Origin of the sequence: Bacillus sp. BB081, assembly GCF_008368895.1 — a bacterium.
Lineage (GTDB): Bacteria > Bacillota > Bacilli > Bacillales > Bacillaceae_G > Bacillus_A > Bacillus_A wiedmannii.
The window spans coordinates 39,350-63,490 of the sequence record NZ_QOZX01000054.1; the positions used below are offsets into that span (position 1 = coordinate 39,350).

The 24,141-nt window shown below is 34.6% G+C and carries 24 protein-coding genes; 17 read left to right on the forward strand and 7 right to left on the reverse strand.

Translation table 11 applies throughout. The features are described 5' to 3' along the window. Positions 1–244: 244 nt before the first annotated feature. From DN394_RS21605 to DN394_RS21615, 3 genes are all read right to left on the reverse strand, one after another. A complete protein-coding gene (locus tag DN394_RS21605) occupies positions 245–532 on the reverse strand; it encodes a hypothetical protein (RefSeq protein ID WP_000750944.1) in 288 nt (95 codons plus the stop codon). Further along, positions 529–1,632, reverse strand: coding sequence for a tetratricopeptide repeat protein (locus DN394_RS21610; protein WP_074650850.1), 1,104 nt, complete (start codon positions 1,630–1,632; stop codon positions 529–531). The genes DN394_RS21605 and DN394_RS21610 overlap by 4 nt, the downstream gene beginning before the upstream one ends. Positions 1,633–1,917: 285 nt before the next feature. Then, positions 1,918–2,622 (reverse strand): hypothetical protein, encoded by a 705-nt coding sequence (locus DN394_RS21615; protein WP_074650849.1) that lies wholly within the window; start codon positions 2,620–2,622, stop codon positions 1,918–1,920. A 448-nt stretch (positions 2,623–3,070) separates the two neighbouring features. On the opposite strand from DN394_RS21615, the gene DN394_RS21620 reads away from it, so the two are divergent. The 6 genes from DN394_RS21620 to DN394_RS21645 all read left to right on the forward strand — a co-directional run bounded on the left by DN394_RS21620 (position 3,071) and on the right by DN394_RS21645 (position 8,247). Next, positions 3,071–3,712 carry a F0F1 ATP synthase subunit alpha gene (locus tag DN394_RS21620; protein ID WP_000525521.1) on the forward strand — a complete coding sequence of 214 codons (642 nt, stop codon included), beginning with the start codon at positions 3,071–3,073 and terminating at the stop codon, positions 3,710–3,712. A 179-nt stretch (positions 3,713–3,891) separates the two neighbouring features. After that, positions 3,892–4,161 (forward strand): 2TM domain-containing protein, encoded by a 270-nt coding sequence (locus DN394_RS21625; RefSeq protein ID WP_000438995.1) that lies wholly within the window; start codon positions 3,892–3,894, stop codon positions 4,159–4,161. A gap of 339 nt (positions 4,162–4,500) precedes the next feature. Further along, the gene (locus tag DN394_RS21630; RefSeq protein WP_000747488.1) at positions 4,501–5,340 is read left to right on the forward strand and encodes a YitT family protein; all 840 of its coding nucleotides are present in this window, start codon (positions 4,501–4,503) and stop codon (positions 5,338–5,340) included. Between the two features lie 180 nt (positions 5,341–5,520). After that, the gene (locus tag DN394_RS21635; RefSeq protein ID WP_000781966.1) at positions 5,521–6,198 is read left to right on the forward strand and encodes a response regulator transcription factor; all 678 of its coding nucleotides are present in this window, start codon (positions 5,521–5,523) and stop codon (positions 6,196–6,198) included. 1 nt (position 6,199) lies between these two features. Next, the gene (locus DN394_RS21640; RefSeq protein ID WP_149294224.1) at positions 6,200–7,576 is read left to right on the forward strand and encodes a sensor histidine kinase; all 1,377 of its coding nucleotides are present in this window, start codon (positions 6,200–6,202) and stop codon (positions 7,574–7,576) included. A gap of 200 nt (positions 7,577–7,776) precedes the next feature. After that, positions 7,777–8,247: a DinB family protein gene (locus tag DN394_RS21645; protein WP_149294225.1), complete on the forward strand. Its 471-nt coding sequence runs from the start codon at positions 7,777–7,779 to the stop codon at positions 8,245–8,247. Between the two features lie 116 nt (positions 8,248–8,363). Here the strand turns inward: DN394_RS21645 and DN394_RS21650 are convergent, their stop codons facing one another. Further along, positions 8,364–9,623: an MFS transporter gene (locus DN394_RS21650; protein WP_097915109.1), complete on the reverse strand. Its 1,260-nt coding sequence runs from the start codon at positions 9,621–9,623 to the stop codon at positions 8,364–8,366. Positions 9,624–9,692: 69 nt separating this feature from the next. Further along, on the reverse strand, positions 9,693–10,319 hold the full coding sequence (locus DN394_RS21655) for an ArsR/SmtB family transcription factor (protein ID WP_141475079.1): 627 nt from the start codon (positions 10,317–10,319) through the stop codon (positions 9,693–9,695). 182 nt (positions 10,320–10,501) lie between these two features. Here DN394_RS21655 and DN394_RS21660 point away from each other — a divergent pair, with 182 nt between their 5' ends. Together DN394_RS21660 and DN394_RS21665 are read left to right on the forward strand one after the other, a co-directional pair. Continuing rightward, on the forward strand, positions 10,502–11,566 hold the full coding sequence (locus DN394_RS21660; RefSeq protein WP_097994305.1) for an ABC transporter permease: 1,065 nt from the start codon (positions 10,502–10,504) through the stop codon (positions 11,564–11,566). Next, positions 11,566–12,237: an ABC transporter ATP-binding protein gene (locus tag DN394_RS21665; protein WP_097915113.1), complete on the forward strand. Its 672-nt coding sequence runs from the start codon at positions 11,566–11,568 to the stop codon at positions 12,235–12,237. The genes DN394_RS21660 and DN394_RS21665 overlap by 1 nt, the downstream gene beginning before the upstream one ends. 49 nt (positions 12,238–12,286) lie before the next feature. Here DN394_RS21665 and DN394_RS21670 read toward each other — a convergent pair whose 3' ends face one another. Continuing rightward, positions 12,287–13,405, reverse strand: coding sequence for an LPXTG cell wall anchor domain-containing protein (locus tag DN394_RS21670; RefSeq protein WP_098209227.1), 1,119 nt, complete (start codon positions 13,403–13,405; stop codon positions 12,287–12,289). A gap of 150 nt (positions 13,406–13,555) precedes the next feature. After that, complete coding sequence (locus DN394_RS21675) at positions 13,556–14,137, reverse strand: ATP-binding protein (RefSeq protein ID WP_141545425.1); 582 nt, start codon at positions 14,135–14,137, stop codon at positions 13,556–13,558. A 220-nt stretch (positions 14,138–14,357) separates the two neighbouring features. On the opposite strand from DN394_RS21675, the gene DN394_RS21680 reads away from it, so the two are divergent. The 9 genes from DN394_RS21680 to DN394_RS21720 all read left to right on the forward strand — a co-directional run bounded on the left by DN394_RS21680 (position 14,358) and on the right by DN394_RS21720 (position 24,095). Further along, positions 14,358–15,272, forward strand: coding sequence for a class I SAM-dependent methyltransferase (locus DN394_RS21680; RefSeq protein ID WP_141542891.1), 915 nt, complete (start codon positions 14,358–14,360; stop codon positions 15,270–15,272). A gap of 138 nt (positions 15,273–15,410) precedes the next feature. Continuing rightward, a complete protein-coding gene (locus DN394_RS21685) occupies positions 15,411–16,205 on the forward strand; it encodes a MerR family transcriptional regulator (protein WP_098209273.1) in 795 nt (264 codons plus the stop codon). Between the two features lie 109 nt (positions 16,206–16,314). Further along, complete coding sequence (locus tag DN394_RS21690) at positions 16,315–17,148, forward strand: CPBP family intramembrane glutamic endopeptidase (protein WP_001078405.1); 834 nt, start codon at positions 16,315–16,317, stop codon at positions 17,146–17,148. A gap of 501 nt (positions 17,149–17,649) precedes the next feature. Continuing rightward, a complete protein-coding gene (locus tag DN394_RS21695; protein ID WP_097994304.1) occupies positions 17,650–18,639 on the forward strand; it encodes a beta-ketoacyl-ACP synthase III in 990 nt (329 codons plus the stop codon). Beyond that, positions 18,629–19,792 (forward strand): ATP-grasp domain-containing protein, encoded by a 1,164-nt coding sequence (locus DN394_RS21700; protein WP_141545424.1) that lies wholly within the window; start codon positions 18,629–18,631, stop codon positions 19,790–19,792. The genes DN394_RS21695 and DN394_RS21700 overlap by 11 nt, the downstream gene beginning before the upstream one ends. Continuing rightward, positions 19,789–20,775 carry an NAD-dependent epimerase/dehydratase family protein gene (locus DN394_RS21705; protein ID WP_046958036.1) on the forward strand — a complete coding sequence of 329 codons (987 nt, stop codon included), beginning with the start codon at positions 19,789–19,791 and terminating at the stop codon, positions 20,773–20,775. The genes DN394_RS21700 and DN394_RS21705 overlap by 4 nt, the downstream gene beginning before the upstream one ends. Continuing rightward, entirely contained in the window at positions 20,772–21,623 is an 852-nt protein-coding gene (locus DN394_RS21710) for an MBL fold metallo-hydrolase (RefSeq protein WP_098084544.1), read from the forward strand. Before DN394_RS21705 ends, DN394_RS21710 begins: the two co-directional genes overlap by 4 nt. Further along, the gene (locus DN394_RS21715; protein ID WP_098705041.1) at positions 21,616–22,953 is read left to right on the forward strand and encodes a F390 synthetase-related protein; all 1,338 of its coding nucleotides are present in this window, start codon (positions 21,616–21,618) and stop codon (positions 22,951–22,953) included. The genes DN394_RS21710 and DN394_RS21715 overlap by 8 nt, the downstream gene beginning before the upstream one ends. Continuing rightward, on the forward strand, positions 22,950–24,095 hold the full coding sequence (locus tag DN394_RS21720; RefSeq protein ID WP_046958039.1) for a hypothetical protein: 1,146 nt from the start codon (positions 22,950–22,952) through the stop codon (positions 24,093–24,095). Before DN394_RS21715 ends, DN394_RS21720 begins: the two co-directional genes overlap by 4 nt. Positions 24,096–24,141: the final 46 nt, after the last annotated feature.

The window sequence follows — 24,141 nt, forward strand, 5'->3', positions numbered from 1 at the left end:
GATACGGAGTGTCACTAAAAATCGCAACGTTCGTAGTACTTTAAGTGTCTGAAGTATAGGTAGTTTCTTCGGTTTTTTTGTTGGGATTTTTAGGGGAGTATTCTTTAATTATTATATAGAGAGGTAAAATAAAAATACACCTAATTACTAGGTGTATTTTTTAGACTTGAAAACCACATAACATCGAATAGTTTTCTTGTAAACATATAGGAACGTAATCTAAATTGTTTTTAATTTTGTTAACTTACCAACCTGTACCATGCTCAGAATTAGCAGGAGCGCCGCCAGTATTGCCATGAGATTCAACTTTTGGAGCAGGGAAATGTGCATGCCCTTCTTGTTTAGGAGCCCCACCAGTGTCACCGATGTTTAATGCAGGAGCGCCGCCAGTATGGCCCTCAGAAAAAGAAGGAGCTGGTGGAGACGGGAAGTGAGTATGTCCAGCTTGATTTGTGAAACCTGCGTTTAAGCCAAATGCAGCAATACCCGTAAATGCAATACCTAAAGCGATTTTACCAATTGTTTTTTTCATTTCTTTAACCCTCTTTCATTTGATTTTTTTGCTATTGTACTATTAAAGAAGTATAAACTTGCTTTTTCATGTTGTTGTTTGTTATAAAACGCAAGAGCTAGTTTTTCAAGATACTCAGAAACATAGATATATAAAGATTCTTTATTGAAGTATTCAATTCCTTCTAAAACAATCGGTTCAATTTTGTCTAATTCAGTTTGATTCGTAAAAGCTTCTAATATAGCAAAGTGATGTTTGTGCTCTTCATTACCAAGTTCAGAAATAAGTTGTTTCCCTATTTTAATGTAGTGGTTTGCTTTGTCGATAAGTCCTAATTTTTCATGTTCTTGTGCAAGTAAGAATATAGCTTTGTAGTGAGATGGGATTTTTTCAACAACTTGTGTCAAGTGACGAATCGCTTCTTCAGAAAGATTCTGACTAGCATATAGATGACCTAGATTACCGCGCACATACAGTTGTAATGATTCTTCATTTAATTTTTGGAGAATATCTAACGCTTTGTTATAGCTTTCCTCAGCTTGTTCAAAATGTCCTACGTCTACATAAGAAGCACCAAGTACACTTAAACAGGATGAAATATTTCTTTCACATCCGTGTTGCGTTTCAAAAAATTCTAATGCTTTAGAAGCATTTACAATCGCAAAACTTGGTTGTTGTTGGTGACAATGATAAGCAGCGTATCGGTAATAGAAATCAGCTTGTTCAATTTGACTGTGTCCGGATAAAAGTGCTTGTGCTTTTAAGAAATATTCTTCTGCTTCTTGATAATGATTAATTGCTGCAAAATGAATCGCTTTATAATAATGATATAGATAAGATAAATGTTTATCTTCTGGTTTTTCCTGGTCTTCTATGATTTGAAAACTATCTTTCGTGATTGATAGTCCATCTGTCAGAGCTGTATGTCGGAACTGGAGTAATGCGTAATATAAGTGATAAAGTGGAAATGTTTCTGTGTCTTTCAAAAGCATTTCTTCATGTTCTTTTTTAGCTTCTTGAAACTGAATTTGTGCTTCCTTAACGTTTTGCGTTAAGATTGCATGGTACCAAGCTTCTAAATGTTTTGTTGTATAAGTATGTCCCGTTAATGAAATGTTCATATTAGCCCCCTTGTATATTTTTCTATATAATTGTAACTATAATGGTAACATATTAAAAAGTAATTATATGGAATTTTTTCTTGATAAACAATATTCTGAATTTTCAAAGCTTGTAAAACCTGTCAATCCTTGTGTTTTTATGAAGAAAAGGACACAATTGACTATAGAATCTTAATACAATGATGTCACATACACAATGCTAAAATAAAAGTTGAGAAAGTAGGCATGAGGTGTGAATAGGGTAAGAAGGTAAAAATCCTAGCTACAGTAGCTAGGATTTTTGTGTTAAATAGTCTCACCGTGAGCTTCTTGTTTAGGAGTAGGGAAATGTTCGTGCCCTTCAAGCTTCGGAGCAGGAGTATCCCCATGAGCATCTAATTTTGGAGCAGGAAAATCGCCATGTCCTTCAAGTTTCGGAGCAGGAGTATCAGCATGGCTCTCAAGTTTCGGAGTCGGCGTATCACCAACATTTAAAGCAGGAGCGCCAGTATTACCATGCGCTTCTAACGTAGGAGCAAAGAAGTCAGCGTGACTCTCTTGTTTAGGAGCCATTCCTTCTCCATGAGTATTTGTATAAGAAGGAGCGCCACCGTCGCCTCTATTATAAGAAGGGGCCCAAGTGTCGCCATGTGAATCTAATTTCGAGCTTAAATCAGCATGTGTCTCTAGTTTAGGAGCAGGGAAATCACCATGTCCCTCAAGCTTAGGAGCAAAGAAGTCAGCGTGACTCTCTTGTTTAGGAGCCATTCCTTCTCCATGAGTATTTGTATAAGAAGGAGCCCAAGTGTCCCCTTTATTGTATGATGAAATAGGAGGTCTGCCATGATCATAAGAAGGAGCGCCACCGTGGTCCCCATGGCTTTCTAATTTCGGAGCAAAAGTTTCACCGTGCTCAGCTTTTACAACGCCGCCATCCCCAATATTTACACCAAAAAGACCGAAGCTAAATACCGATAAACCTACAACAGCTGTACTAATTTTTCTTTTCAATCTATATCTCTCCTTTTGTTATGTTTTTTCATTTTGTCTAAACGTGGTAGATAAAATGAAATGAATCGTAAAAAATTACCAATTATATTACGATATACGAATAATTCTGTGTAATATTTTGTAAAACCTCCTTGAAATTTGAATTTTATGAAAATAAAATTCGACATGGTTCATTTTTCAATTCGTTGAATAGATTTTGATTGAGTTTTTATAAAGCTATTCGTTAACCTTAGGACCGAAAGTAGTTCTTAATTTCTTTATACCGTGGTCATAAGGTTATTTTAGCTTTGAATTAAATTAAAGCCCTCTTGCTGTATATTTAAAAAGTACAGTATGCAACATTGCATAAGAAAGATGGTTGCTATTTCGTATAACCTGTAACTATAATAGTTACAGGTTGGTCGTATCCAATCAAAAATAAAATCATCATGAATGGAGATGTTTCATAATGGGTATGAAAAAATTAATTTTAGCAGGTGCTTTAGGGATCGCAGCATTATCAGGAACAAATTTACCAGGACTAGAAGTAACAAAAGCGAGTGCGGCTTCTATTGAGTCGAATTTCTCGACGTTAGAAGGACGAGTAATAGAAGTAGATAACGGTGTAATTGTTGTAAAATCTAAGCAATATGAGGAGCCTGTAAGTGTGTATATAGATACCCTTTCAAATGTGAAAGTAGGGGATGAGGTTAAAGCTACTGGATCTATGATGCGTAATTTTACAGAATATATGGTTGCAACTGCAGTTGAAAATACAACAAACAAGTTGGGCATGCATATGAAAGAAGACGGTTCTCCTGATTATGTAATTGGTGAAGTATCAAAAATAGGAACGATGGAAGATGAGGGAGATGGTGCTACTACATATGTTGTAGTTGAGTATCCATCACTAAACGGGAAAAAAGATATTATTGATGTTTTCTTAACGAAGGGACAAGTATTTCATACAGGTGAGAAAGTAAAAATTGATATGAAGTATGTAGGATGGGGCGGAAGTTCTATTAACTGGAACACAACGGACAACATTGAAAAGGTTCATGAGGTAAAGAGCAACGCTGAAAATAATGATGATGTTTGGATTTGGTCTTAATTAGACTTCTGTAAATAACAAATGTATCATGCAGTATCCATCAAATGATCATGTGTATGATTATTTGATGGGTACTTTTTTGTTTTGTATTTTATTGAGAATAAGGGATTTCCGATTTGAATATGATGTTTAAATCGGAGCGAATTTAAAAAATACAATAATGAAAGAGGTGTTTATATATGGAGCGAGATGAGAATTATTTACGAGCTAAAAAAAGGGTGGAGAATTTAAAAGCGTTTTATATTCATTTAACGGTGTATATACTAGTTAACTTAATGCTTTTTTTCATAAATATAAGCTCTGATTCAAGTAAATTATGGTTTTTATATCCACTTGGAGGTTGGGGGATCGGTATCGTTATACATGGTTTGACAACTTTTCCAGTTGGGATATTCGGAAAAGAGTGGGAAGAACGAAAGATTAAAGAATATATGGAGAAAGATAAGTAAATTTATTTCTGGAATGTATGAATATAAATCTCTGGGATCAAATGTTTGATGCGAAGTCTATTCTATAGCTTCGCCTGTTTGCTTTGTATTCGAAGTTTGTGCGAGTGAGTGTTCATATTCATTTTTTTAGCATCAACTGCATGTGAAATCAAAACTTTACTTGTGGTACATAATAAATACAGTTGTTTTACTTTTTAAATTACATGTGGATATAGGATAAAGTTGTTTTATCATCCTATATTAAAATAAAAATAAACCACTGTTCGATTTGAATATTCCACGATATAATAGTGAGAGTTTATGACAGAATAAATATTTACATAAGAAGTGAGGTACTGTATGAAAAAAAGAACGACAGACATTATTTTTATTATTATCGGTGCATTTCTTTTTGCGTTAGGTGTCAATTTGTTTGTTATTCCGAACGAGTTTGGTGAGGGCGGGGTAACAGGTATCACGATTATTACGTACTATTTATTTGAGTGGTCACCAGGCTTAGTTAACTTAATTTTAAATGCGATATTGTTAATAGCTGGTTATAAATTTTTGAATAAGATCACAACAATTTATACGATCATCGCTGTAGTTACGAACTCGCTATTTCTTCATTTAACAGAAGGATGGACGATTGCTTCTGATGAAATGCTCGTAAATGCCATTTTCGGTGGAATATTTATCGGATGCGGGATTGGTCTTATTATTCGCGTTGGCGGAACAACAGCAGGTACTACTATCTTAGCAAGGATGACGCATAAATATTTAGGATGGAGCATTAGCTATGGTTTACTGTTCTTCGATTTAATTGTTGCGTTTTCATCTTATTTCATCATTGGTGCAGAAAAACTGATGATAACAATTATTATGCTATATGTAGCAACGAAAGTGATGGAGTTTGTAATTGAAGGTTTAAATCCGAAGAAAGCCATTACGATTATTTCTGATAACCCGAATGAAATTGCCGGGAAGGTAACTACCTTAATGGGCAGAGGGGTTACTGTGTACTCAGGTCATGGCTATTACACGAAAACTCCGAAGGAAATTCTTTATGTTGTTATTAATAAGCAAGAAGTAGTGAAGCTAAAACGGATTGTTCAAACTACAGATCCGGCTGCGTTCATCGCTATACACGATGTTCGTGACGTATTTGGAGAAGGATTCGTTGATATTTCTAAAGCATAGAAATTACTTTTCATTAAAATAATCTTAATACTAAAACGTAAGAATCTATTTTGAATAATCTTTTTTCAAAATAGATTCTTTTTATTTATCTTAAAATGTTGGTTTGTTTTTCTTTTTCTTGCAAAAAATCCAATTGTTTCTTAAGGTAAGGATGTAGAAGGATGAACGAGAGAGGGTTTAATGAAGATGATACATATTTTATTAGCTGATGATGATAAGCATATTAGAGAGTTACTACATTACCATTTACAAAAAGAGGGGTTTAAAGTTTTTGAAGCGGAAGATGGGAAGGTAGCGCAAGAAGTATTAGAGAAGGAAAACATTCATCTTGCGATAGTAGACATTATGATGCCGTTCGTTGATGGCTATACGTTATGTGAAGAAATTCGTAAGTATCATGATATCCCTGTTATTTTATTAACAGCAAAGGATCAGTTAGTCGATAAAGAAAAAGGATTCATTTCTGGTACGGACGATTATATTGTAAAGCCATTTGAACCAGCTGAAGTCATTTTCCGTATGAAAGCACTATTGCGTCGTTATCAAATGCTGAGTGCTGACATTATTACACTTCACGGAACGACAATTGATCGTAAAGGTGTTGAAGTGAAGTGTAACGGTCAAACGATTTTACTTCCGTTAAAGGAATTTGAGTTATTATCACAACTTGCTAGTTATCCTGGAAGAACATTTTCAAGAGAAGAGCTAATTGAATTAGTATGGGGAATGGATTTTGAAGGAGATGAACGAACGGTTGACGTTCATGTGAAGCGACTGAGAGATCGTTTCTCAAAACGAACTGATGATTTTCAAATTACGACAGTGCGCGGACTCGGTTATAAGTTGGAGCTGAAATAAGATGAAATCACTATATTCTAGATTTGTTTTTATGACAGTTGGGATCATGCTTCTTAGTAGTATTATCGGTTTTTTATTAACGAACGTATATTATCAAGTGAAGTTGAAACCGTATAATAGTGAAAAGATTTTAACGTATGCGAAAGAAGTTAAGTCATTATATGAAAAGCAAAGTGAAGGAAATCAAGAGGCGTACTTGCATTCTATTGCGAAATTAGGATATGAAATTTATATTGTCGACGACAAAAAGAATGGAAAACGTATCGGTAATGCGTTTCGTAAGACGACAATAAGTGATGATACCGTTCATAAAGTATTGAATGGCGAAACGTTTAATGGCGTTTCTACATATCCGACTCGCCTATTTATTACAGGTTTTTTCGATAATGAATTAATAAATAGTGTCGGTGTACCAGTGCAACACGGTGATAAACAGTACGCTTTATTTATTCGTCCTGACATTCAGAACCAATTTGGCGAGATGCGAATTTTCTTAGCGGTATTGCTTGGGTTTATCGTTTTATTAAGTATTATTTTTATTGCGATTGCAGCAGGATATATCGTGCGTCCAATTCGTAAATTTACGAAGGCTACGCAAAAAATTGCGAGTGGTGAATATGAAATCGAATTAGACGTAAAACGAAAAGATGAAATAGGAACGTTATCTACAAGCTTTCAAAAGATGACGAAAAGTATTAAGGAACTAGATGAAATGAGACAAGAATTCGTTTCAAATGTTTCTCATGAATTTCAATCGCCGCTTTCTTCCATACAAGGGTTCTCAAAAATGTTACAGTCAGAAGAGATGAGTGCGGAAGAAAGAAACCATTACTTACAAATTATTGAGGACGAAAGTAAGCGAATGTCTAGTTTATGTAAACAGTTACTTACGCTAGCTTCTTTAGATAAAGAAGAGAAAGTATTACAAATAAAAGAATTCGATTTACAAAAACAAATTAAAGACGTCATTTTTATGCTCGAATGGAAATGGCGTGAGAAAGATATCGCTGTTGAGTTTGATGTGCCGGATATTACAATTCAAGGTGATGAAAACTTACTTCATCAAGTATGGAGTAATGTTTTCACGAATAGTATTAAGTTTTCAAACGATGGTGGAACAATTGAATTTGTTGTAGAAGAATTAGAATCAAGTGTGATGATCTCTATATCAGACAACGGAATCGGTATGGAGCAAGAAGAAATGGATCGTATTTTTGAACGTTTTTACAAAGTAGATACAGCAAGAGCAAGAAACGTAGAAGGTAGTGGTTTAGGATTATCGATTGTGCAGAAGATTGTGGAACTGCATAATGGAAATGTTTCAGTGTATAGTACGAAAGGGGAAGGGACGACCGTTCAGGTTGAGCTTCCGAAATAGATGGAAGAGGCTGCTTCGGAAGGGCCTCTTTTTTTTGGTTTCTAGTATACGTGTAAAGTGAAAAAATGTGAGTCATTTTCATTACATAATCGGACGAGTTTGTGGAGTGAGCTCAGGAGGAAGTTTATTTAAACATGTAGAATCTCTACAGAGTTATAAGGATTTCATTGAGACTTTAACTATTTAGGGAGGAAATTACTTTGAAACGAATTGACTTGTTATTAAACGTACTAGATTCAACATTCGATAAAGAGAGTTGGTATGCACCGTTTAAACATGCTATAGAAGGGCTTACAGCTGAACAGGCTATGTGGAAACCATCTGGTGATGCAACGAATACCATTTGGGAGAACGTTAATCATCTCATTTATTACAAAGAGAGACTTGCTGCAAACTTGGAAGGCCGTGAATGGACACATAATCTTGACGGTAATGACACCTTTTATCTTACTAAGCAATCTAATGATGATATGGAATGGAAACAAGTCGTTGAACGTTCTGAAGATGCTCAACGTAATTTAAGACAGGTATTAAGTGCAATTTCCGAAAGAGAGCTTGAGCAAAATTCACTAGAGGGGAAATTACTGGACATCATGCTTCATGATGCTTACCATACAGGACAAATTATTCAATTAAGGAAAATGCAGGGGGCATGGCCATCAAAGCGTTAACTGAACGTTTTAGTTGGTGCTATTGTTATATTTTTAGTAAAGTATCTTACATCCAAAATTAAATAACTGTATGTTTAACCCCGTCCCAAATTTAGAACGGGGTTATGTTGGTTCCGCTATAAAACCGCACCTTTCCCGCACTCTTCTTTAAACCGCACCCCAAAAGTATCCGCTGTAATTTCATCAGCTTTCGGCAATGAACGTAATTTCGGATGAAGTAGCCATACGAGAGAAATGAATAAAATCCCGATGCTAGCGAGCGCGAAAATAAGTTGACTACTAAATACATTTGCGGTGTATCCGCCAATTAAAGAACCGAACGGCATAGCAATTGTGCCCATACTTCGCATGACTGAATTGATCCGTCCAATATATTGATTTGGAATTACAATTTGGCTAATTGTTGCAAATAATATGTTGGTCGCACCAATTGGAATCCAAGCTAGACCGAATAAGAGAATAGACAGCCATTGAAACGGTACGATCGTAGAGAGAAACCAAAAGATAGCACCGGCTGCAAAGCTAATAATAGAGACACGGCCAACATTACGTTTGCCAACCCATGAACTGAATAATGCACCGATGAGACTACCTGCTGATATAGCAGCTAGGAAGAAGCCATATGATTTCACGCCTCCTAAAGAATCAGCGAAAGAAGGGAGTATTGCCATCGTCATACCGATAGAAAAATTAGCGACAACCGAACCGATTAAGAATACGCCCATTAATGAACGGAAGACGATCGAAAAACCTTCTTTTAAATCAGAGAAATATTGTTTAGTTGAAAGTGATGTATTGGTTTCTGCTTGCTTTGGCATTTTTAATGAAAAGAACAACAGGGCAGTAATCGCGAATGTTAAGGAATCGACCACATATAAAGTAATGGCACCAAGTAGTGCTACTAATATGCCAGAAAGCGTCGTACAAATTAAGTCAATGCCTTGATACGCAAATGAAAAGAGTGAATTTCCTTTTAATAATTGTGTTTTATGCAGTAGAAGTGGTAAAGCTTTTGATTGCGCGGGATAGGCGAATTGTTCGATAAAGGCTACGATGGGCATGATGATAAGTAGTAGTTGAACTGTTAATAGATCGAAGTAGTGTGTAATAGGAATGATTAATATAAGGATGCATTGCAGAATTTGTGTGATGACGAGGGTGCTTTTAATTGACCATCTATCAACGAATGGACCGGTAAAAAATTGAAGTGCAGAAGGTAATAACGTAAGAAAACCTGCTAATCCAGAATAAAAAGGATTACCACTCAGCTCATATACGAGCCACATCGCGGCTACATAATACAAACTATCTCCTATGTTTGTAAAAATTCTCCCTAAAAACAATAAGAGGAAATTCCGGTTTTTCAATATATCCATTTAATCTACTCCTTTATAAAAAATTTATTCGGTAAAATAAAATTGACCGTTGGTGTAAAAAAAATCGTATTACGATTTTTCCTCTTTTTTCACATAGCGTTGCATTGATCGCTCATCGATTTGCAGTGCAGTAGTAGAAATGTAATACGATTTACTATTTGAATCGTTCTCTGCGTCTTTTGTGATTTCATTTAATTCAGCCATTAATTCATAAAACTTTTTCACCCACACTTGAAATTGTTCTGGCGTAGCATCAAACTCCCAGCAAGATGAAACGTAATTCCACTCAGCTGGGTCTTCGCTTACTTTTCGTAATGTAAAAGCTTCTTCTGGTGCAGCGAGAATATGGCTTTTCGTTCTTTCTGTCATTTGTAAAAAGATTTGGCGACCTGATTCGCTTAACATTCCTAAATGAGGTAATAGATCTGCGGCAGGGGTGAAGCCTTTAGCGACAGATTGATAAAATTTTTGAATGATACCATTTTTCTCTTCTGTATAAACGATTTCTATAAAACCATTCTTCTCTAATTCTTTTAAATGATAATGAATTTTCGCCCTTGAAATGCCGAATTTCTCAGATAGTAGTTGTCCTGTATAGGGACGTTCGCATAGACGCATCATCATTTCGACACGTAGTGGATCGCTTATTGCTTTTAGTTGGCTATAAGTCGTTAGTGTTAACATGGGCTTCAACATGATCAACTCCTCAAATAAAATTACTCGGTCAAGATTATTTGACTGAATTGTATCAAGGATTCTGATTATTTTCAATACTTTCCGAAAATTAAATCTTCTCCTCTGTAATCTTCTGTTCATATTCCGTTCATATTTCTTTTTTATGATAAGTGCATAGAAAGAAAGAGGAAGGAGCGAGCGAAATGTTTTTAGCTCTGCGTGAATTAAAACAATCAAAATTAAGATACGGATTAATCGGATTGATTATGGTGTTATTATCATTTTTAGTCCTTGTGATTTCAGGATTAGCAAATGGACTATCATATGATAATGCTTCATCGATTCAAAATATGGAGGCAAATAAGTTCGTTTTAGCAGATGATGCGGAAAATAAATTACTTCGTTCACAAATTAAGAAAGACGATGTAGATAACGTAGTAAATCAAGTAGGCGAGAAAGAGGCCGTTCCGTTTCGTGTGAAAGTTTCGACGTATGAAAAGAAAGATAGTTCGAAAAAAGTGGATGTTGCTATTTTCTCAAGTGAACGTGATTCATTTTTAGAACCGAAAATTGTAAAAGGTGAGAAATTAAGTACAGCAAATAACGAAATGGTTGCTGATGAATCAATTAAAGAAAAAGGAATCGATATTGGCGATACAATTATCGACCCTGTTTCAAAGAAAGAATTTACAATCGTTGGATTTACGAAAGACCAAATGTTTAGCCATACACCAGTTGTATATGTAAATGAAGATGTATGGAGCGCTATCTCACAACCAAACCAAAAAGATTATAGTGCAATTGCACTGAATACAGATAAAGAAATTAAAAATGCACATGTTATCGACAAAAAAGAAGTACTGCAAAGTATTCCAGGATTTAAAGAAGAGCAAGGAACATTAACGATGATCATTGCATTCTTACTTGTTATCGCTGCGTTACTAATCGGTGTATTCTTCTACGTCATTACACTGCAAAAAACACAGCAATTAGGTGTATTAAAAGCAATCGGTACAAAGAATTCTTATTTAGCAAATAGCTTAGTCGTGCAGGCGTTATTCTTATCAGTCGTTGCGATGGTAATTAGTATTGTTCTTGTACAAGGATTAGAACAAATTTTACCAGCGGGTATGCCGTTCTTATTAACCACACCGATGATTGCACAATACGCAGCAATCTTTATCGTAATTAGTATTTTAGGAACACTTATTTCGTTATACCAAGTATTAAAAGTTGATGCATTAGAAGCAATTGGAGGCGGGATGTAATGACTTCATTATTGAAATTAGATAAAGTAAGTAAAGTGTACGGAGAAGGGAATACGGAAGTAACAGCCCTTCATCCGATGTCGCTTGATGTGAAAGCTGGAGAGTTTATCGGAATCGTTGGTCCTTCTGGATCAGGGAAAAGTACATTATTATCAATCGCGGGTGCTTTATTATCACCGTCAAAAGGGGATATTTACATTCGTGAGCAAAATATTACGCAGTTATCAGAAAAGGAAATGACAGATATTCGTTTGAAAAAAATCGGCTTCATTTTCCAGTTCGCAAATCTCGTTCCATATTTAAATGTGAAGGAACAATTGCTTTACATTGCAAAGCTAAAAAAAGAAAGTAAACAAGACTCAGAAAAGCGTGCGGATCATTTATTAGCGGCATTTGGATTAGGAGAAAGAAAAAGTCATTATCCAAATCAACTATCTGGCGGGGAAAAACAAAGGGTAGCAATCGCTCGCGCGTTCATGAACAACCCGGATTTAATATTAGCGGATGAACCAACTGCAAGCTTAGACTCAAAACGCGCACGTGAAGTTGTAGAAATGATGAAACGTGAAGTGAAAGAAAGTCAAAAAGCAGCAATTATGATTACGCATGATGAAAGAATGCTTGATGTATGTGATCGTATATTGACACTTCGAGATGGGAAGTTAATATAAAGAAAAAAGACAATCGCACAAGTGTGCGGTTGTCTTTTGTATAAGTGCTTTATTTTGAGAATAACGCTTTAATTTTATTTCGTGTTACTAATAAAACGCCACCTAATACAGATAACATACCTAAAGCCATATTATTTGATTGCTCACTACCAGCGTTAGGAAGTTCTCTAGCATTGTTGTTTGCATTTGTAGTACCAGTCTTTGTTTCAGTTTGTTTCGATTGAGATACTTCATTAATTTTGTTATCTACATTTTGCTTCGTTGTATGTACCTCAGCTAATTTGTCATCAATTTTTTTCTCAGTATGTTTAAAGTCGTTGATTTTAATATCTAAGTCTTGTTTTTTCTTTGTTAAATCGTCTGAAACAGTTTGTTTCGCTTGTTTTATTTCGTTAATTTTATTTAGTAAATCTTCTCTAGCTTTTTGTAATTCAGCTAGTTTGTTTTTTACATCTTGTTTAGCTAGTTCTAAGTTAGCGGAAAGACTATCTAAATTGCCTTTAATTTTCTTAAGTTCCTCTAACGTGTTCCCAGTATTCGGCTTATTTTCTTTTAGCTCAGCAAGTTTGTCCTCAGCAGTTTGTTTTGCTTTCTTTAACTCAGCTAATTTTTCATCTACTTGTTTTTTAACTTCCTTAAGTTCATTAACCTTTTGATCAATGTTCTCTTTATGTTGCTTAATTTCATTCACTTTTTCATCGACAGTTTGTTTATGTTCTTTAATTTCATTAACCTTATTATCGATATTTTGCTTATGTTCTTTAACTTCAGCAACTTTGTCTTCTACTTGTTTTTTATGCTCTTTAATTTCAGCGATTTTATCTTCGGCAATTTGTTTGTCTTGCTGAAGTTTTGCATCTAACTCTTGTTTACGTTGTTTCATTTCGTTAATTTTTTCATCAGCAACTTGTTTACGCTCATGTAGTTCATTAACCTTCGTATCAACATTTTCCTTAACTTGGTTAAGTTCATTCAATGTTTGATCCACGTTTTCTTTGTGTTGCTGCAATTTCGCATCTAACTCTTGTCTATGTTGCTTAAGTTCAGCTAATCGATCTCCCGTACTTTGCTGAGGAGTAGCATCAGTTACTTCCGCATGAGCAGAGTTTGCGCCAGCAATCATTGCTAAAGCTAGTGTAGACGCAGCGATTGTTTGTTTTGTTTTCATATTTTTGTACCTCTTTTCTTTCATATGCATGAGTTGTTTTGTGTAGAGTTGAGCATATAGAAGTAGATTATCTTATCATTATATACCATGTTCGGCGCTTAGAGGAAGTATTTGCATAATAATCTATGATTATGTAATTATGAAATTCTCTTATTTTGGAGTAGGGGACAAATCTTTAGCTAGATGAATAATTTCTTCGATAATAGAGTTTACATCTTTGCTATTACGAATTACAAACAAATAGTCAGCTTCGTTTTCTATAGGATCTACGACATCTTCGTGAAGTGACTCGGCCTGTTGGCGATTCAGAACTTCTTTGAAACTAGAATAACTACCTCTAAAAATATTGGTACTTCGCGTGCTTCGAGCCACTCTCTCGTAAAGTACATCATCTGGAATGTCAAAGTGAACGAGTATGCGTACGTATTTCTCTATCTGAAATAATTTATTTAGCAAATACATCCGGCCGTTTCGGCTTCTATTTGAGTTGCAAATAATAAGGTGTAAATTTGTATGTTCTTTTGCATAATCAACAATGAATTTCGAAAGACCGTGCTTAAATGTATTTGGGCCTTCGTCCGGCTGTAATTTTTCATAATGCGTGTTAATGAATTCAGCTTGGTTATCTTGATCCATAACGAAAGAGTGGGGTAACTTTTTTTCTAGTTCTTTAGCAAATGTAGTTTTTCCGCTGTGTGTTTTTCCTACGGTAATGATCACTAATCGTTTCATATTGGCCTCCATATGTATTGTTATCATTTGGGGTATTCGGTGTGAATCGACAATTTTCCTGCCAGAGAATATACAAAGAATTGGAGTGATAGTAGGCTGAAAACTTGACAAAAAAACTTATTTATGCTATAATTTACCAATATAAAAATAAAGTGTATAATAGGGTTCTCCTGGCCAGGGGAACCCTATTTTTGTTGTGAAAATGAAGGAGTGTATGTGCATGAAAAAAGGTGAAGCAAGTGTAACGTCGTTAGTATCAGCTTTCAGCAGGGCATATCATAGTGAATTTGATTGTCCTAAAATCTTTGATGATTATGTAGCTAAAGATTTTATTCCACAAAAAGAACGTAATGATATTGAAACGAATATGGTTCAAGGAATACATTTTTTCAATACAGACATTGCACAAAAGTTTCAAAATAATCCACAAGAAATATTAAAATGGATTACACAAGTACAGTTATCACCAACACCTTTGGCACGCGCAGCATATTGTGAAAGAGTATTACTACATGAAATTGCATTAGGCGCAAAGCAATACATCATACTCGGTGCGGGCTTAGACACATTTAGTTTTAGACATCGAGAATTAGAAAATAAAATTGAAATATTTGAAGTGGATCACCCTTATACGCAAGCGTTTAAAATACAAAGAGTGAAAGAAATAGAGTATGAAATTCCAAACAACCTTCATTTTATTTCGATGGATTTTACTAAAGATTTCTCGAAGCAAAAATTAGTAAATGAAGGATTTGAAAATAAAAAGACTTTCTTTAGCCTATTAGGTGTTACGTACTATTTAACGAAGGAGGAGCTTTCTAGTTTAATAGAAAATTTATTCGAGATGGTTCCAGAGGGGAGCTCTATCGTATTCGATTATCCGGATGAAAACTTATTTACGGAAAAAGGATTGTCCAATCGAGTTGAAAATATGGTAAAAATGGCTGCAGTAGGCGGGGAAACGATGAAATCGTGTTTTTCTTATACGGAAATGGAAGCACTGTTAGAGAACGCGGGCTTACTCATTTATGAGCATTTATCACCAGAAGACATAAATAAATTATATTTCGAAGGACGAAACGATTATTTAAAAGCTTTTGAGACGGTGCATTATGTGCATGCGGTGAAGAAGTAGGAATTAGTAGGCATGGGGAGAAATCTCTGTGTCTTTTTTTATGAAAAAAGATATGACTGTTGGAAGGAGAATTCGATAGTTCACAGAATATGCAGTATGAATGTAAAAGATGAAGTAGCAATGATAAAGGAGAACGTAATGTATACAATTGGACAAGTTGCTAAATTTTTAGATGTATCTAGAGATACTTTGAAGTTTTATGAGGAGAAAGATTTGGTCAAGCCGAAGCAAAATATCGAGAATGGGTATAGAAAATATAATCATTTTGATATATATGATATAACAACGGTTAATTTCTATAGGGAAATGGATATCGAAATAAAAAAAATTCAGGAATTAAGAAAAAGTAAGAGTATAGAGGGAATAAAATCATTGTTGGAAGAGAAAGAACAAGAAGTTTTAGAGGAGATAGAATATAAAAAGCTTCTTTTAAAAAAGGTTCAAAATGTACAAGAAGATTGTGAAAAAATAAAGAAATTTTTAGGGAAATACGTAATAAAAGAAATGAAACCTTTAGAAGTAAACGGAGAAATAGAGCATTTTACTGCGTATGATGAATATGAATCTTTGAAAAAGAATACGGATAGTTTAAAAAAAGCAGTTACTTTAACATCTTTACGAAGAGTTATAAATTTCAACGAAGAAGGTATTATAGAAGATAAATTTATAATTGTAAGAAAGATAGAGGACTTTGATAAAGAATTAGAAGGGGAAATTCTATCGCATCCAAAATGTATTTATACAGTTATTGAAGATGGAAGATGGGCAACTGGTGGGAAAAGTATTGATCATAATGTGGAATCCAGTTTAAGAAAAGCAGCAATAGAACAAGGACATGAACTTTTGGGGCTAGTGTATATAAATATATTACTTACCACATATGAAGAGGGACTTGAGCGTATATTTTTAGAAATTTATGCGCCTGTAAAATAATGCTGACATGTATTGACCTGTGAGTAACCCCCAGGTTTAAGCTGAGAGTATCTGTAAATATAAATACTATTATGTTTACGAAATACTTAGTTTGAAATGGGGATTGCGCATGAATAGGGAAAAGAAACTAAAAAAACCAGTAGCGAGTTTTATTGTACTAACCAATATCATTTTTCTGCCACTTTTTTTGCTTGTAGGAGCTATAAGTATGCTAGGATTCCCAGCATGGGTTTTTGATGTAATGTTTTGTATATCGTCTTGGTCCTCAACTTTTGCTTTTGCCGTGTTATTTAAAAAAATCTATCCAGGGCAGAGCTTTATACAGTTTGTAAAAGACAAGTTCAAGAATAAACTTAAAGTTTCTATAATTCTTATTGTGAGTATGATTCAAACTTTCATATTTTTAATGATTTTGTTTGTCGTGTCTAAAAATAGTGAAGTAGATTCTATTTTCACTGTCACTTCATGGGGAATGCTAATCTATTTCTTTGCTAAAAACTTTCTTGCGGGGCCATTAGGAGAAGAACTAGGATGGAGAGGCTTTGCACAAATTGAGCTTCAAAAGAGGCATTCACCACTAAAAGCTTCGCTAATTATAGGGTTTTGGTGGGGGATGTGGCATCTACCTATTTGGTTTACTACAGGATTTGTAGGCATGGACCTAATTAAATATATTCTATTTTTTATGATCTCTATCATATCTATAAAAATCGTCATGACTGCATTTTATAATTTAAATCAGAATTTAATTATCCCAATCATCATTCATCAATTTTTTAATTTCTTTATTGGTATTATAAAAGGAAACTTAATCGATTTAATTATGTATAACGCGATTTTTTATTTAGTAGTTGCAGTTTTTCTGATTATTATAAATCCAAAGAGGGCTCTGTATGGAGCGGAAGATATAAATCGCAGGAATGGAAAGTATTATAGGGCATAGTGATGTATTTATGAAAGAAAAGGAAATCAAGTTTAGTGATGGTAAATATATTTGTCTTTTGCAGTATCACTTAAAGCTCCGCCAATTTAATTATAGAAATCATTTTTTTGTGGAAACAAAAAGGGAAAAGAAGATGTTGAAATGAGTTGTATGTACACTCCATATGTGTATATTTGCTGCTCAATAAACTACCATCTCACGTAAATTTATACTACATTTTCACTTTTATTTACAAAAAATACTATTAAATATTTTCGGATAATTGTTATAATATAATTAAATTGATATAAAAGTTTTTTTCTAGAGTATGTATTTGAAGAATTCTCATGCAAAAAGAGCAAGTTCTCAAGTAGAGAGCTTGCTCTTTTTTGAAGAAAAATAGGATTAGAAGTACATAAGGGGATAGCAGAATGTTATAAAAAGACTTTCTGTATGTATCCACAGCAATGTTTAGATGTAAAGGATTTTTAAATTTATAAAAAGATTAAGAGGCGATAGAGAATGAAAAGATATATTAGTATAAAAGGGATTGGCACATATCTTCCAAAACGAAAGGTAGAATCTTTTGAAATAGATCGCATGCTACATGTACCAGAAGGCTGGACATTAAAAAAAGCTGGGGTGAAAACAAGATATTTTGTTGATGGGGAAACGTCTTCTTATATGGGGGCAGAAGCTGCAAAAAAAGCTGTAGAAGATGCGAAGTTAACTTGGGATGATATCGATTGTATTATTTGCGGAAGTGGAACGATTCAACAAGCGATTCCTTCTACTGCATCACTTATTCAAGAACAGCTCGGGCTACAGCATTCTGGTATTCCATGTTTTGATATCAATTCAACATGTTTAAGTTTCATAACAGCACTTGATACAATTTCATACGCAATTGAATGCGGGAGATACAAAAATGTTGTTATTATTTCTTCTGAAATTTCTTCTGTTGGATTAAATTGGGGACAAAATGAAAGCAGTATTTTATTCGGTGACGGTGCGGCAGCTGTTGTCATAACAAAAGGCGATCATTCATCTTCTATTATTGCTTCCCATATGGAAACATATAGCTCTGGTGCGCATTTATCAGAAATTCGTGGCGGTGGAACGATGATTCATCCTAGGGAGTATAGTGAGGAACGAAAAGAAGACTTCTTGTTCGATATGAATGGAAGAGCCATTTTTAAACTATCTTCTAAGTATTTAATGAAGTTTATCGACAAGCTCCTTATGGATACTGGTTATTCTCTAGCCGATATTGATTTAATTGTTCCTCACCAAGCGAGTGGACCAGCTATGAGACTTATTCGTAAAAAATTAGGGGTAGATGAGGAGCGCTTTATGACCATTTTTGAAGACTACGGTAATATGATTTCCGCATCTATTCCAATCGCTCTTTTTGAAGCCATTAAGCAAAAGAAAGTGCAACGTGGAAATAAAATACTACTATTAGGTACTTCTGCAGGACTTTCAATCGGGGGCATCCTTCTTGAATACTAAGAAAACAGTATTAATTACAGGGGCACGTGCACCAGCAACTCTGCATGTATGCAGACTGTTTCATAACGCTGGACATACCGTTATTATTGCAGATAGTATTCCGTATCCATTAAGTAAAGTTTCAAAGAGTACGGATTACTTTTATGAAATTCCTTCTCCAAAGTGGAAAACAAAAGAAAGTATCCGTGCGCTACTATCCATTATTAAACGTCACAATGTGGATTTGCTTATTCCTACTTGTGAAGAAGTGTTTTATATATCTAAATATAGAGAAGAATTAAGCGCATTTTGCCATGTATTAGTAGATGATTTTCAAAAGCTATCATTACTGCATAATAAGTGGGAATTTATTCAGTTCGTAGCGAATTTAGGGTGGCAAGTACCTGCAACATATAGAATAGATGATGAAGAAGCGATACGTTCAATGATGCATAAAACGCCAGCTCATACTCCTTTTGTACGAAAACCGATTTTTTCCCGGTTTTCTGATAAAGTGGAATTTATTACAAAAGAGGATGCTCTAAAAGAAAGCATGATAGATAAGTCAAATTATATTATGCAAGAGTTTATACGAGGAACGCAGCATTGTTCTTACAGTATCGCACAATCTGGGGAAGTATTAGCTCACGCTACGTATAAAACGGAATTTACGGCAGGCTTAGGTGCTACCATTGCGTTTCAGCATATGAATCAACCTAAAATTGATCAGTTTGTGAGACATATTGTAAAAGAGCTAAATTTCTCAGGACAAATTGCTTTTGATTTTATCGTTACAGAGGATGGAGATGTGATTCCGATTGAATGTAATCCACGTACTACAAGTGGATTACATTTATTCGATGAGGAAATATTGCCGGCCTTCTTTCATGAAATGGTAAAAAATACACTCATTCCAAAACAAAATTCGGAGTGTGCAATTCGGTTAGCGATGCTTTTATATGGATCTCCTTATTTAAAAAGTAAACAAAAACGTAAGCGATGGTTAAAAGTTTTATGCTCTTATCCAGATATCGTTTATCGTCACAATGATTGGAAACCATTTTTTTATCAGTTTTTTAGCATGTATAAATTGTGGCGTGAAAGTTATAAAAATGAACGGACTATTTTAGAGCAAACAACATATGACATATCGTGGGATGGTGAAGATTTATGAAAATGCTAGTAACTGGTGGAACGGGTTTTCTAGGACAAAAACTCGCCTTTCGACTGAAAAATATGGGCCATGAAGTAACGGCAACGGGGAGAAATAAAACAATTGGTAAGGTATTAGAACAAAATGGAATTGAGTTTGTTCATTGTCCTCTTGAAGACAGGGATCGTGTGCTACAAGTTTGTAAAGGTAAAGATTACATCTTTCATAGCGGCGCACTTTCTTCCCCTTGGGGTAAATATGAAGATTTTTATAATGCGAATGTGTTAGGAACGAAACATATTATCGAGGGATGTCAAAAGTACGGTATAAAACGCCTGATCCACGTATCAACACCAAGTATTTATTTCTATTATGATGAGCGACAAAATGTAGTTGAAAACGCGAAACTTCCTGATACATTTGTAAATCATTATGCAACAACGAAGCACATGGCTGAACAAGCTATTGATCAAGCTTTCGCGCATGGTTTACCAGTTATCACAATACGCCCGCGCGCTTTATTCGGACCAGGAGATAATGCGATTCTTCCGCGTCTGATTAAAGTATGTGAAAAGGGTGCTTTACCGAGAATTGGTACTGAAGATGTTCTTGTTGATATTACGTATGTTGAGAATGTTGTAGATGCTTTACTTCTTTGTATGCATTCCCCAAAACATACATTAGGGCAAAAGTACAATATAACAAATGACGAGCGTGTAAATTTATATGAGGTTATAGAAAATGTAATGAAGCGTCTTGATAAGGAAGTAAAATATAAAAAAATTTCCTACAAAACCGCTTTTTCACTAGCTGCTATACTAGAAGGAATCTCAAAAACTATTTTATTCGGAAAAGAACCTATTCTCACAAAATATACTGTTAGTGTCCTTTCAAAAAGCCAGACATTAAATATTGATAAAGCTAAAGAAGAACTAGGATATGCTCCAAAGATTAGTATAGAAGAAGGAATTACAAAATTTGTAGACTGGTGGAAAATACAATGAAAATCAAATCTTTAAAGCTATATGATACAGGATATTGCACACATCCAGAAAAAATTGCATACTCCAAGGGCAGTTGGAAACAAATATGCTTTCCTGCTACAGTAGGGTTACTCGAGCATCCAGTATTAGGATATATTTTATTTGATACTGGATATGCGGGACATTTTAAAGAGGCGACAAAAAAATTCCCTTACTCTGTATATGCAAAACTTACGCCTGTTCATTTCACGGAAGAGCAATCTATTAAAGAGCAACTTCTTCTTGATGGTATTCAGCCAGAAGAAATTAAATATATTATTCTATCTCATTTTCATGGCGATCATACAGCTGGTTTACCTGACTTTCCAAAAGCGAAAATATTAACCTTCGCAAAAGCTTATGAGGATATTAAAAAGAGAAGTAAATTTGGTGCTCTATTAAAAGGGTGTCTAAAAGATACACTGCCGATGGATTTAGAGAAAAGGATGTCATTCATTGATCAAACTCCACCGCAAAACTTACCTTCTACATATGGAAAGTTTGAAGAGGGGTATGATGTATTTGATGATGGCTCATTATTTGCTGTTGACTTAACAGGACATGCAATTGGTCAATTTGGTATATTCGTCCATTTGCAGAGTAATAAAATTGTTTTTCTTTGTGCAGACGCAGTGTGGCTAAGTAAAACGTATCAAAACCTTGTATTTCCTAGTAAGGTTGCCAACCTTTTAACTAGCGATCCAAAATCTTACCGAAAGAATATTGAGAAGTTACACCATTTATCACAAACATCACCTGAGATTGAAATTGTACCAACTCATTGTGAACATACATGGGATAAAATTAAAGCAGGGGTGTACTATGAATAAACTACGAATTCTCAAGCAATACTTGAAAACAAAATATGGCTCGAGATTTTCAAATCGTAAACAGTTGGAACAGTTTCATAAACAACAAATAGAAAAACATCTTTTGTTCACGATAGAGGCGTCTCCGTTTTATCGCCAGTTATATACGCCTTTTTTAAATGAAATTCAAAAGGGGGATTTGTCTGCACTCCCTATTATTGATAAAGAAGTAATGATGGAACATTTTGATACATTAAATACAGCCCATATTTCAAAGGAAGAAGCGTTTCATGTAGCATTTGAAGCAGAAAAGACCCGGAATTTCTCCCCAACCATTCGTAATATAACTGTCGGTTTATCATCAGGAACTAGTGGGAATCGTGGGGTTTTTCTCGTTTCTGAGGAAGAACAAACGTTGTGGGCTGGCTCGATTATTGGAAAGGTGCTTCCTTCTAGCATTTTACATAAACACACGATTGCTTTTTTCTTACGTGCAAATAGCAATTTATACGAAGCGACAAAAAATAAGCGAATCTCATTTCATTTTTTTGATTTACTAGACTCTTTTCAGCAGCATATCACGCGATTAAATGAAATACAGCCATCTATTTTAATTGCACCTCCGTCTATGTTACGGAAAATCGCTTACTGGCAGCAAGAAGGACTCATTACGATTTGTCCACAAAAAATTATCTCTGTAGCAGAAGTGCTTGAAGATATTGATAGAGAGTTTATTTGTGCAACTTTTAAGCAGACAGTACACCAAGTTTACCAATGTACAGAAGGTTTTCTTGCTACCACCTGCAAGGAGGGGACGTTACACATTAATGAAGATCTCGTTCATATTGAAAAAGAATACTTAGATCAAGAGAAGGGGATATTCGTTCCTATTATTACTGATTTCATGAGGAAAACACAGCCGATTATACGCTATCGTCTCAATGACATATTAATTGAGAAAAAAACGCCGTGCAGCTGTGGTTCACCTTTCTTAGCGTTAGAACGAATTGATGGTCGATGTGACGATATATTTATTGGAATAAGTGAATTGGATAATAAAGAAATATCTATTTTTCCAGATTTCATTAGAAGAGCAATTTTGTTTGCATCTAGTGACATTCAAGAATTTAAAGTAATACAACAAAGCGTAGACAAAATTGAAATTAAACTTAAAGCACTACCTGAAAATCTGGAATTATGTCAATCAAATGTAATGAAAGAGTTACATACACTATGGTCTACTAAAAAGTGTGCGATACCACAGTTCTCCTTTTCACATTACGATATTCAAGTAAATGATAAAAAATTAAAAAGAATAGAGAGTCTTGTAAGGCGTGGTGAGCATAAATGATTCAGTTACATGATGTTCATTCCTTGCATAGCATTGATTGGGAATCCAAAAAAGATGGGGCATATGTGCGAGATAGTTTCCTGCCTCTTTTTCAAAAGGGCGTGACAGCATGTATTGAAAATGTTAACACGGAGCTCTTTCTATTAGAAATCGATGATCTCATCTTGCCAGTTACTCTTAATAACGCAGAGTTCGAAAATTCATATGTATGTTCTCCTTATACACATTACGTATCTTATGCGTTAGAAGAGCTATGGGAGTTGAAAAAACCATGGCTAGAGAAGCTATTAACCTATCCGATTCATCTTATGGGAAGTTGGCTACGACGAACGAATATTAATAAAGTAATTGTCGTAAATAATTGGATGCTTTCAACAAACCTTTATCACTCTATCAACGAACAACAAATCGAACAAATAACAAATCTATTTGTTGAGAAATTTCCAGAGCATACAATTCTATTTCGCTCTTTAAATAACGAATTATATCCTGTAACGACAGAAGCACTATCTACAGTAGGTTACAAGAAAATTATGTCTCGTTCTATATACTTATTTGATCCGAAACACTATAAAAAAATGAATCGAAAAAAACGAAAAGACTTATTAAACGATAAAAGCTTATTAGAGAAAAGCAATTATAAAATCATTACGAATGAAGAATTAACAAAGGAGGATATTTTACAAATTTCCCAGCTATACAACCAACTATATATCGAAAAATATTCCGCCCATAACCCAATGTTTACACCCGCTTATTTATGGAATGCACTTCAGCATCGTTTATTTGAGATAAAGGCCATAAAAAAAGGGGATACAATTGATGGTGTTATTGCTTATTTTATTCGGGATGGAGTTATGACAACGCCGATCCTTGGCTATAATACAAACTCTGACCAGCAACAAGGTTTATACCGTATACTTTCCCTCCTTATTACAATGGATTCTATCGAAAAGAATTTAATTTGTCATTGTAGTGCTGGGGCTGGAGAGTTCAAACGAAATCGTGGTGCAACACAGGAGATTGAATACAGTTATGTATATAACGATCATCTACCACCTAGCCAACAAAAGGTATGGAAAGTATTAATGTGGATATTAAATACATATATAGAACCGATGGCAAAAAAACATCGCTTTTAAACAAAAAAACTTTTAAGATTGCTTGTTACTAGGAACTCTTTATTTA

Bases quoted from the DNA above. Each gene is read 5' to 3' on its own strand.
- DN394_RS21605 (WP_000750944.1), bottom strand. From the start codon at position 532: ATGAAAAAAACAATTGGTAAAATCGCTTTAGGTATTGCATTTACGGGT.
- DN394_RS21610 (WP_074650850.1), bottom strand. From the start codon at position 1,632: ATGAACATTTCATTAACGGGACATACTTATACAACAAAACATTTAGAA.
- DN394_RS21620 (WP_000525521.1), top strand. From the start codon at position 3,071: ATGGGTATGAAAAAATTAATTTTAGCAGGTGCTTTAGGGATCGCAGCA.
- DN394_RS21625 (WP_000438995.1), top strand. From the start codon at position 3,892: ATGGAGCGAGATGAGAATTATTTACGAGCTAAAAAAAGGGTGGAGAAT.
- DN394_RS21630 (WP_000747488.1), top strand. From the start codon at position 4,501: ATGAAAAAAAGAACGACAGACATTATTTTTATTATTATCGGTGCATTT.
- DN394_RS21635 (WP_000781966.1), top strand. From the start codon at position 5,521: ATGAAGATGATACATATTTTATTAGCTGATGATGATAAGCATATTAGA.
- DN394_RS21640 (WP_149294224.1), top strand. From the start codon at position 6,200: ATGAAATCACTATATTCTAGATTTGTTTTTATGACAGTTGGGATCATG.
- DN394_RS21650 (WP_097915109.1), bottom strand. From the start codon at position 9,623: ATGGATATATTGAAAAACCGGAATTTCCTCTTATTGTTTTTAGGGAGA.
- DN394_RS21655 (WP_141475079.1), bottom strand. From the start codon at position 10,319: ATGTTGAAGCCCATGTTAACACTAACGACTTATAGCCAACTAAAAGCA.
- DN394_RS21660 (WP_097994305.1), top strand. From the start codon at position 10,502: ATGTTTTTAGCTCTGCGTGAATTAAAACAATCAAAATTAAGATACGGA.
- DN394_RS21665 (WP_097915113.1), top strand. From the start codon at position 11,566: ATGACTTCATTATTGAAATTAGATAAAGTAAGTAAAGTGTACGGAGAA.
- DN394_RS21670 (WP_098209227.1), bottom strand. From the start codon at position 13,405: ATGAAAACAAAACAAACAATCGCTGCGTCTACACTAGCTTTAGCAATG.
- DN394_RS21675 (WP_141545425.1), bottom strand. From the start codon at position 14,137: ATGAAACGATTAGTGATCATTACCGTAGGAAAAACACACAGCGGAAAA.
- DN394_RS21680 (WP_141542891.1), top strand. From the start codon at position 14,358: ATGAAAAAAGGTGAAGCAAGTGTAACGTCGTTAGTATCAGCTTTCAGC.
- DN394_RS21685 (WP_098209273.1), top strand. From the start codon at position 15,411: ATGTATACAATTGGACAAGTTGCTAAATTTTTAGATGTATCTAGAGAT.
- DN394_RS21690 (WP_001078405.1), top strand. From the start codon at position 16,315: ATGAATAGGGAAAAGAAACTAAAAAAACCAGTAGCGAGTTTTATTGTA.
- DN394_RS21695 (WP_097994304.1), top strand. From the start codon at position 17,650: ATGAAAAGATATATTAGTATAAAAGGGATTGGCACATATCTTCCAAAA.
- DN394_RS21705 (WP_046958036.1), top strand. From the start codon at position 19,789: ATGAAAATGCTAGTAACTGGTGGAACGGGTTTTCTAGGACAAAAACTC.
- DN394_RS21710 (WP_098084544.1), top strand. From the start codon at position 20,772: ATGAAAATCAAATCTTTAAAGCTATATGATACAGGATATTGCACACAT.
- DN394_RS21715 (WP_098705041.1), top strand. From the start codon at position 21,616: ATGAATAAACTACGAATTCTCAAGCAATACTTGAAAACAAAATATGGC.
- DN394_RS21720 (WP_046958039.1), top strand. From the start codon at position 22,950: ATGATTCAGTTACATGATGTTCATTCCTTGCATAGCATTGATTGGGAA.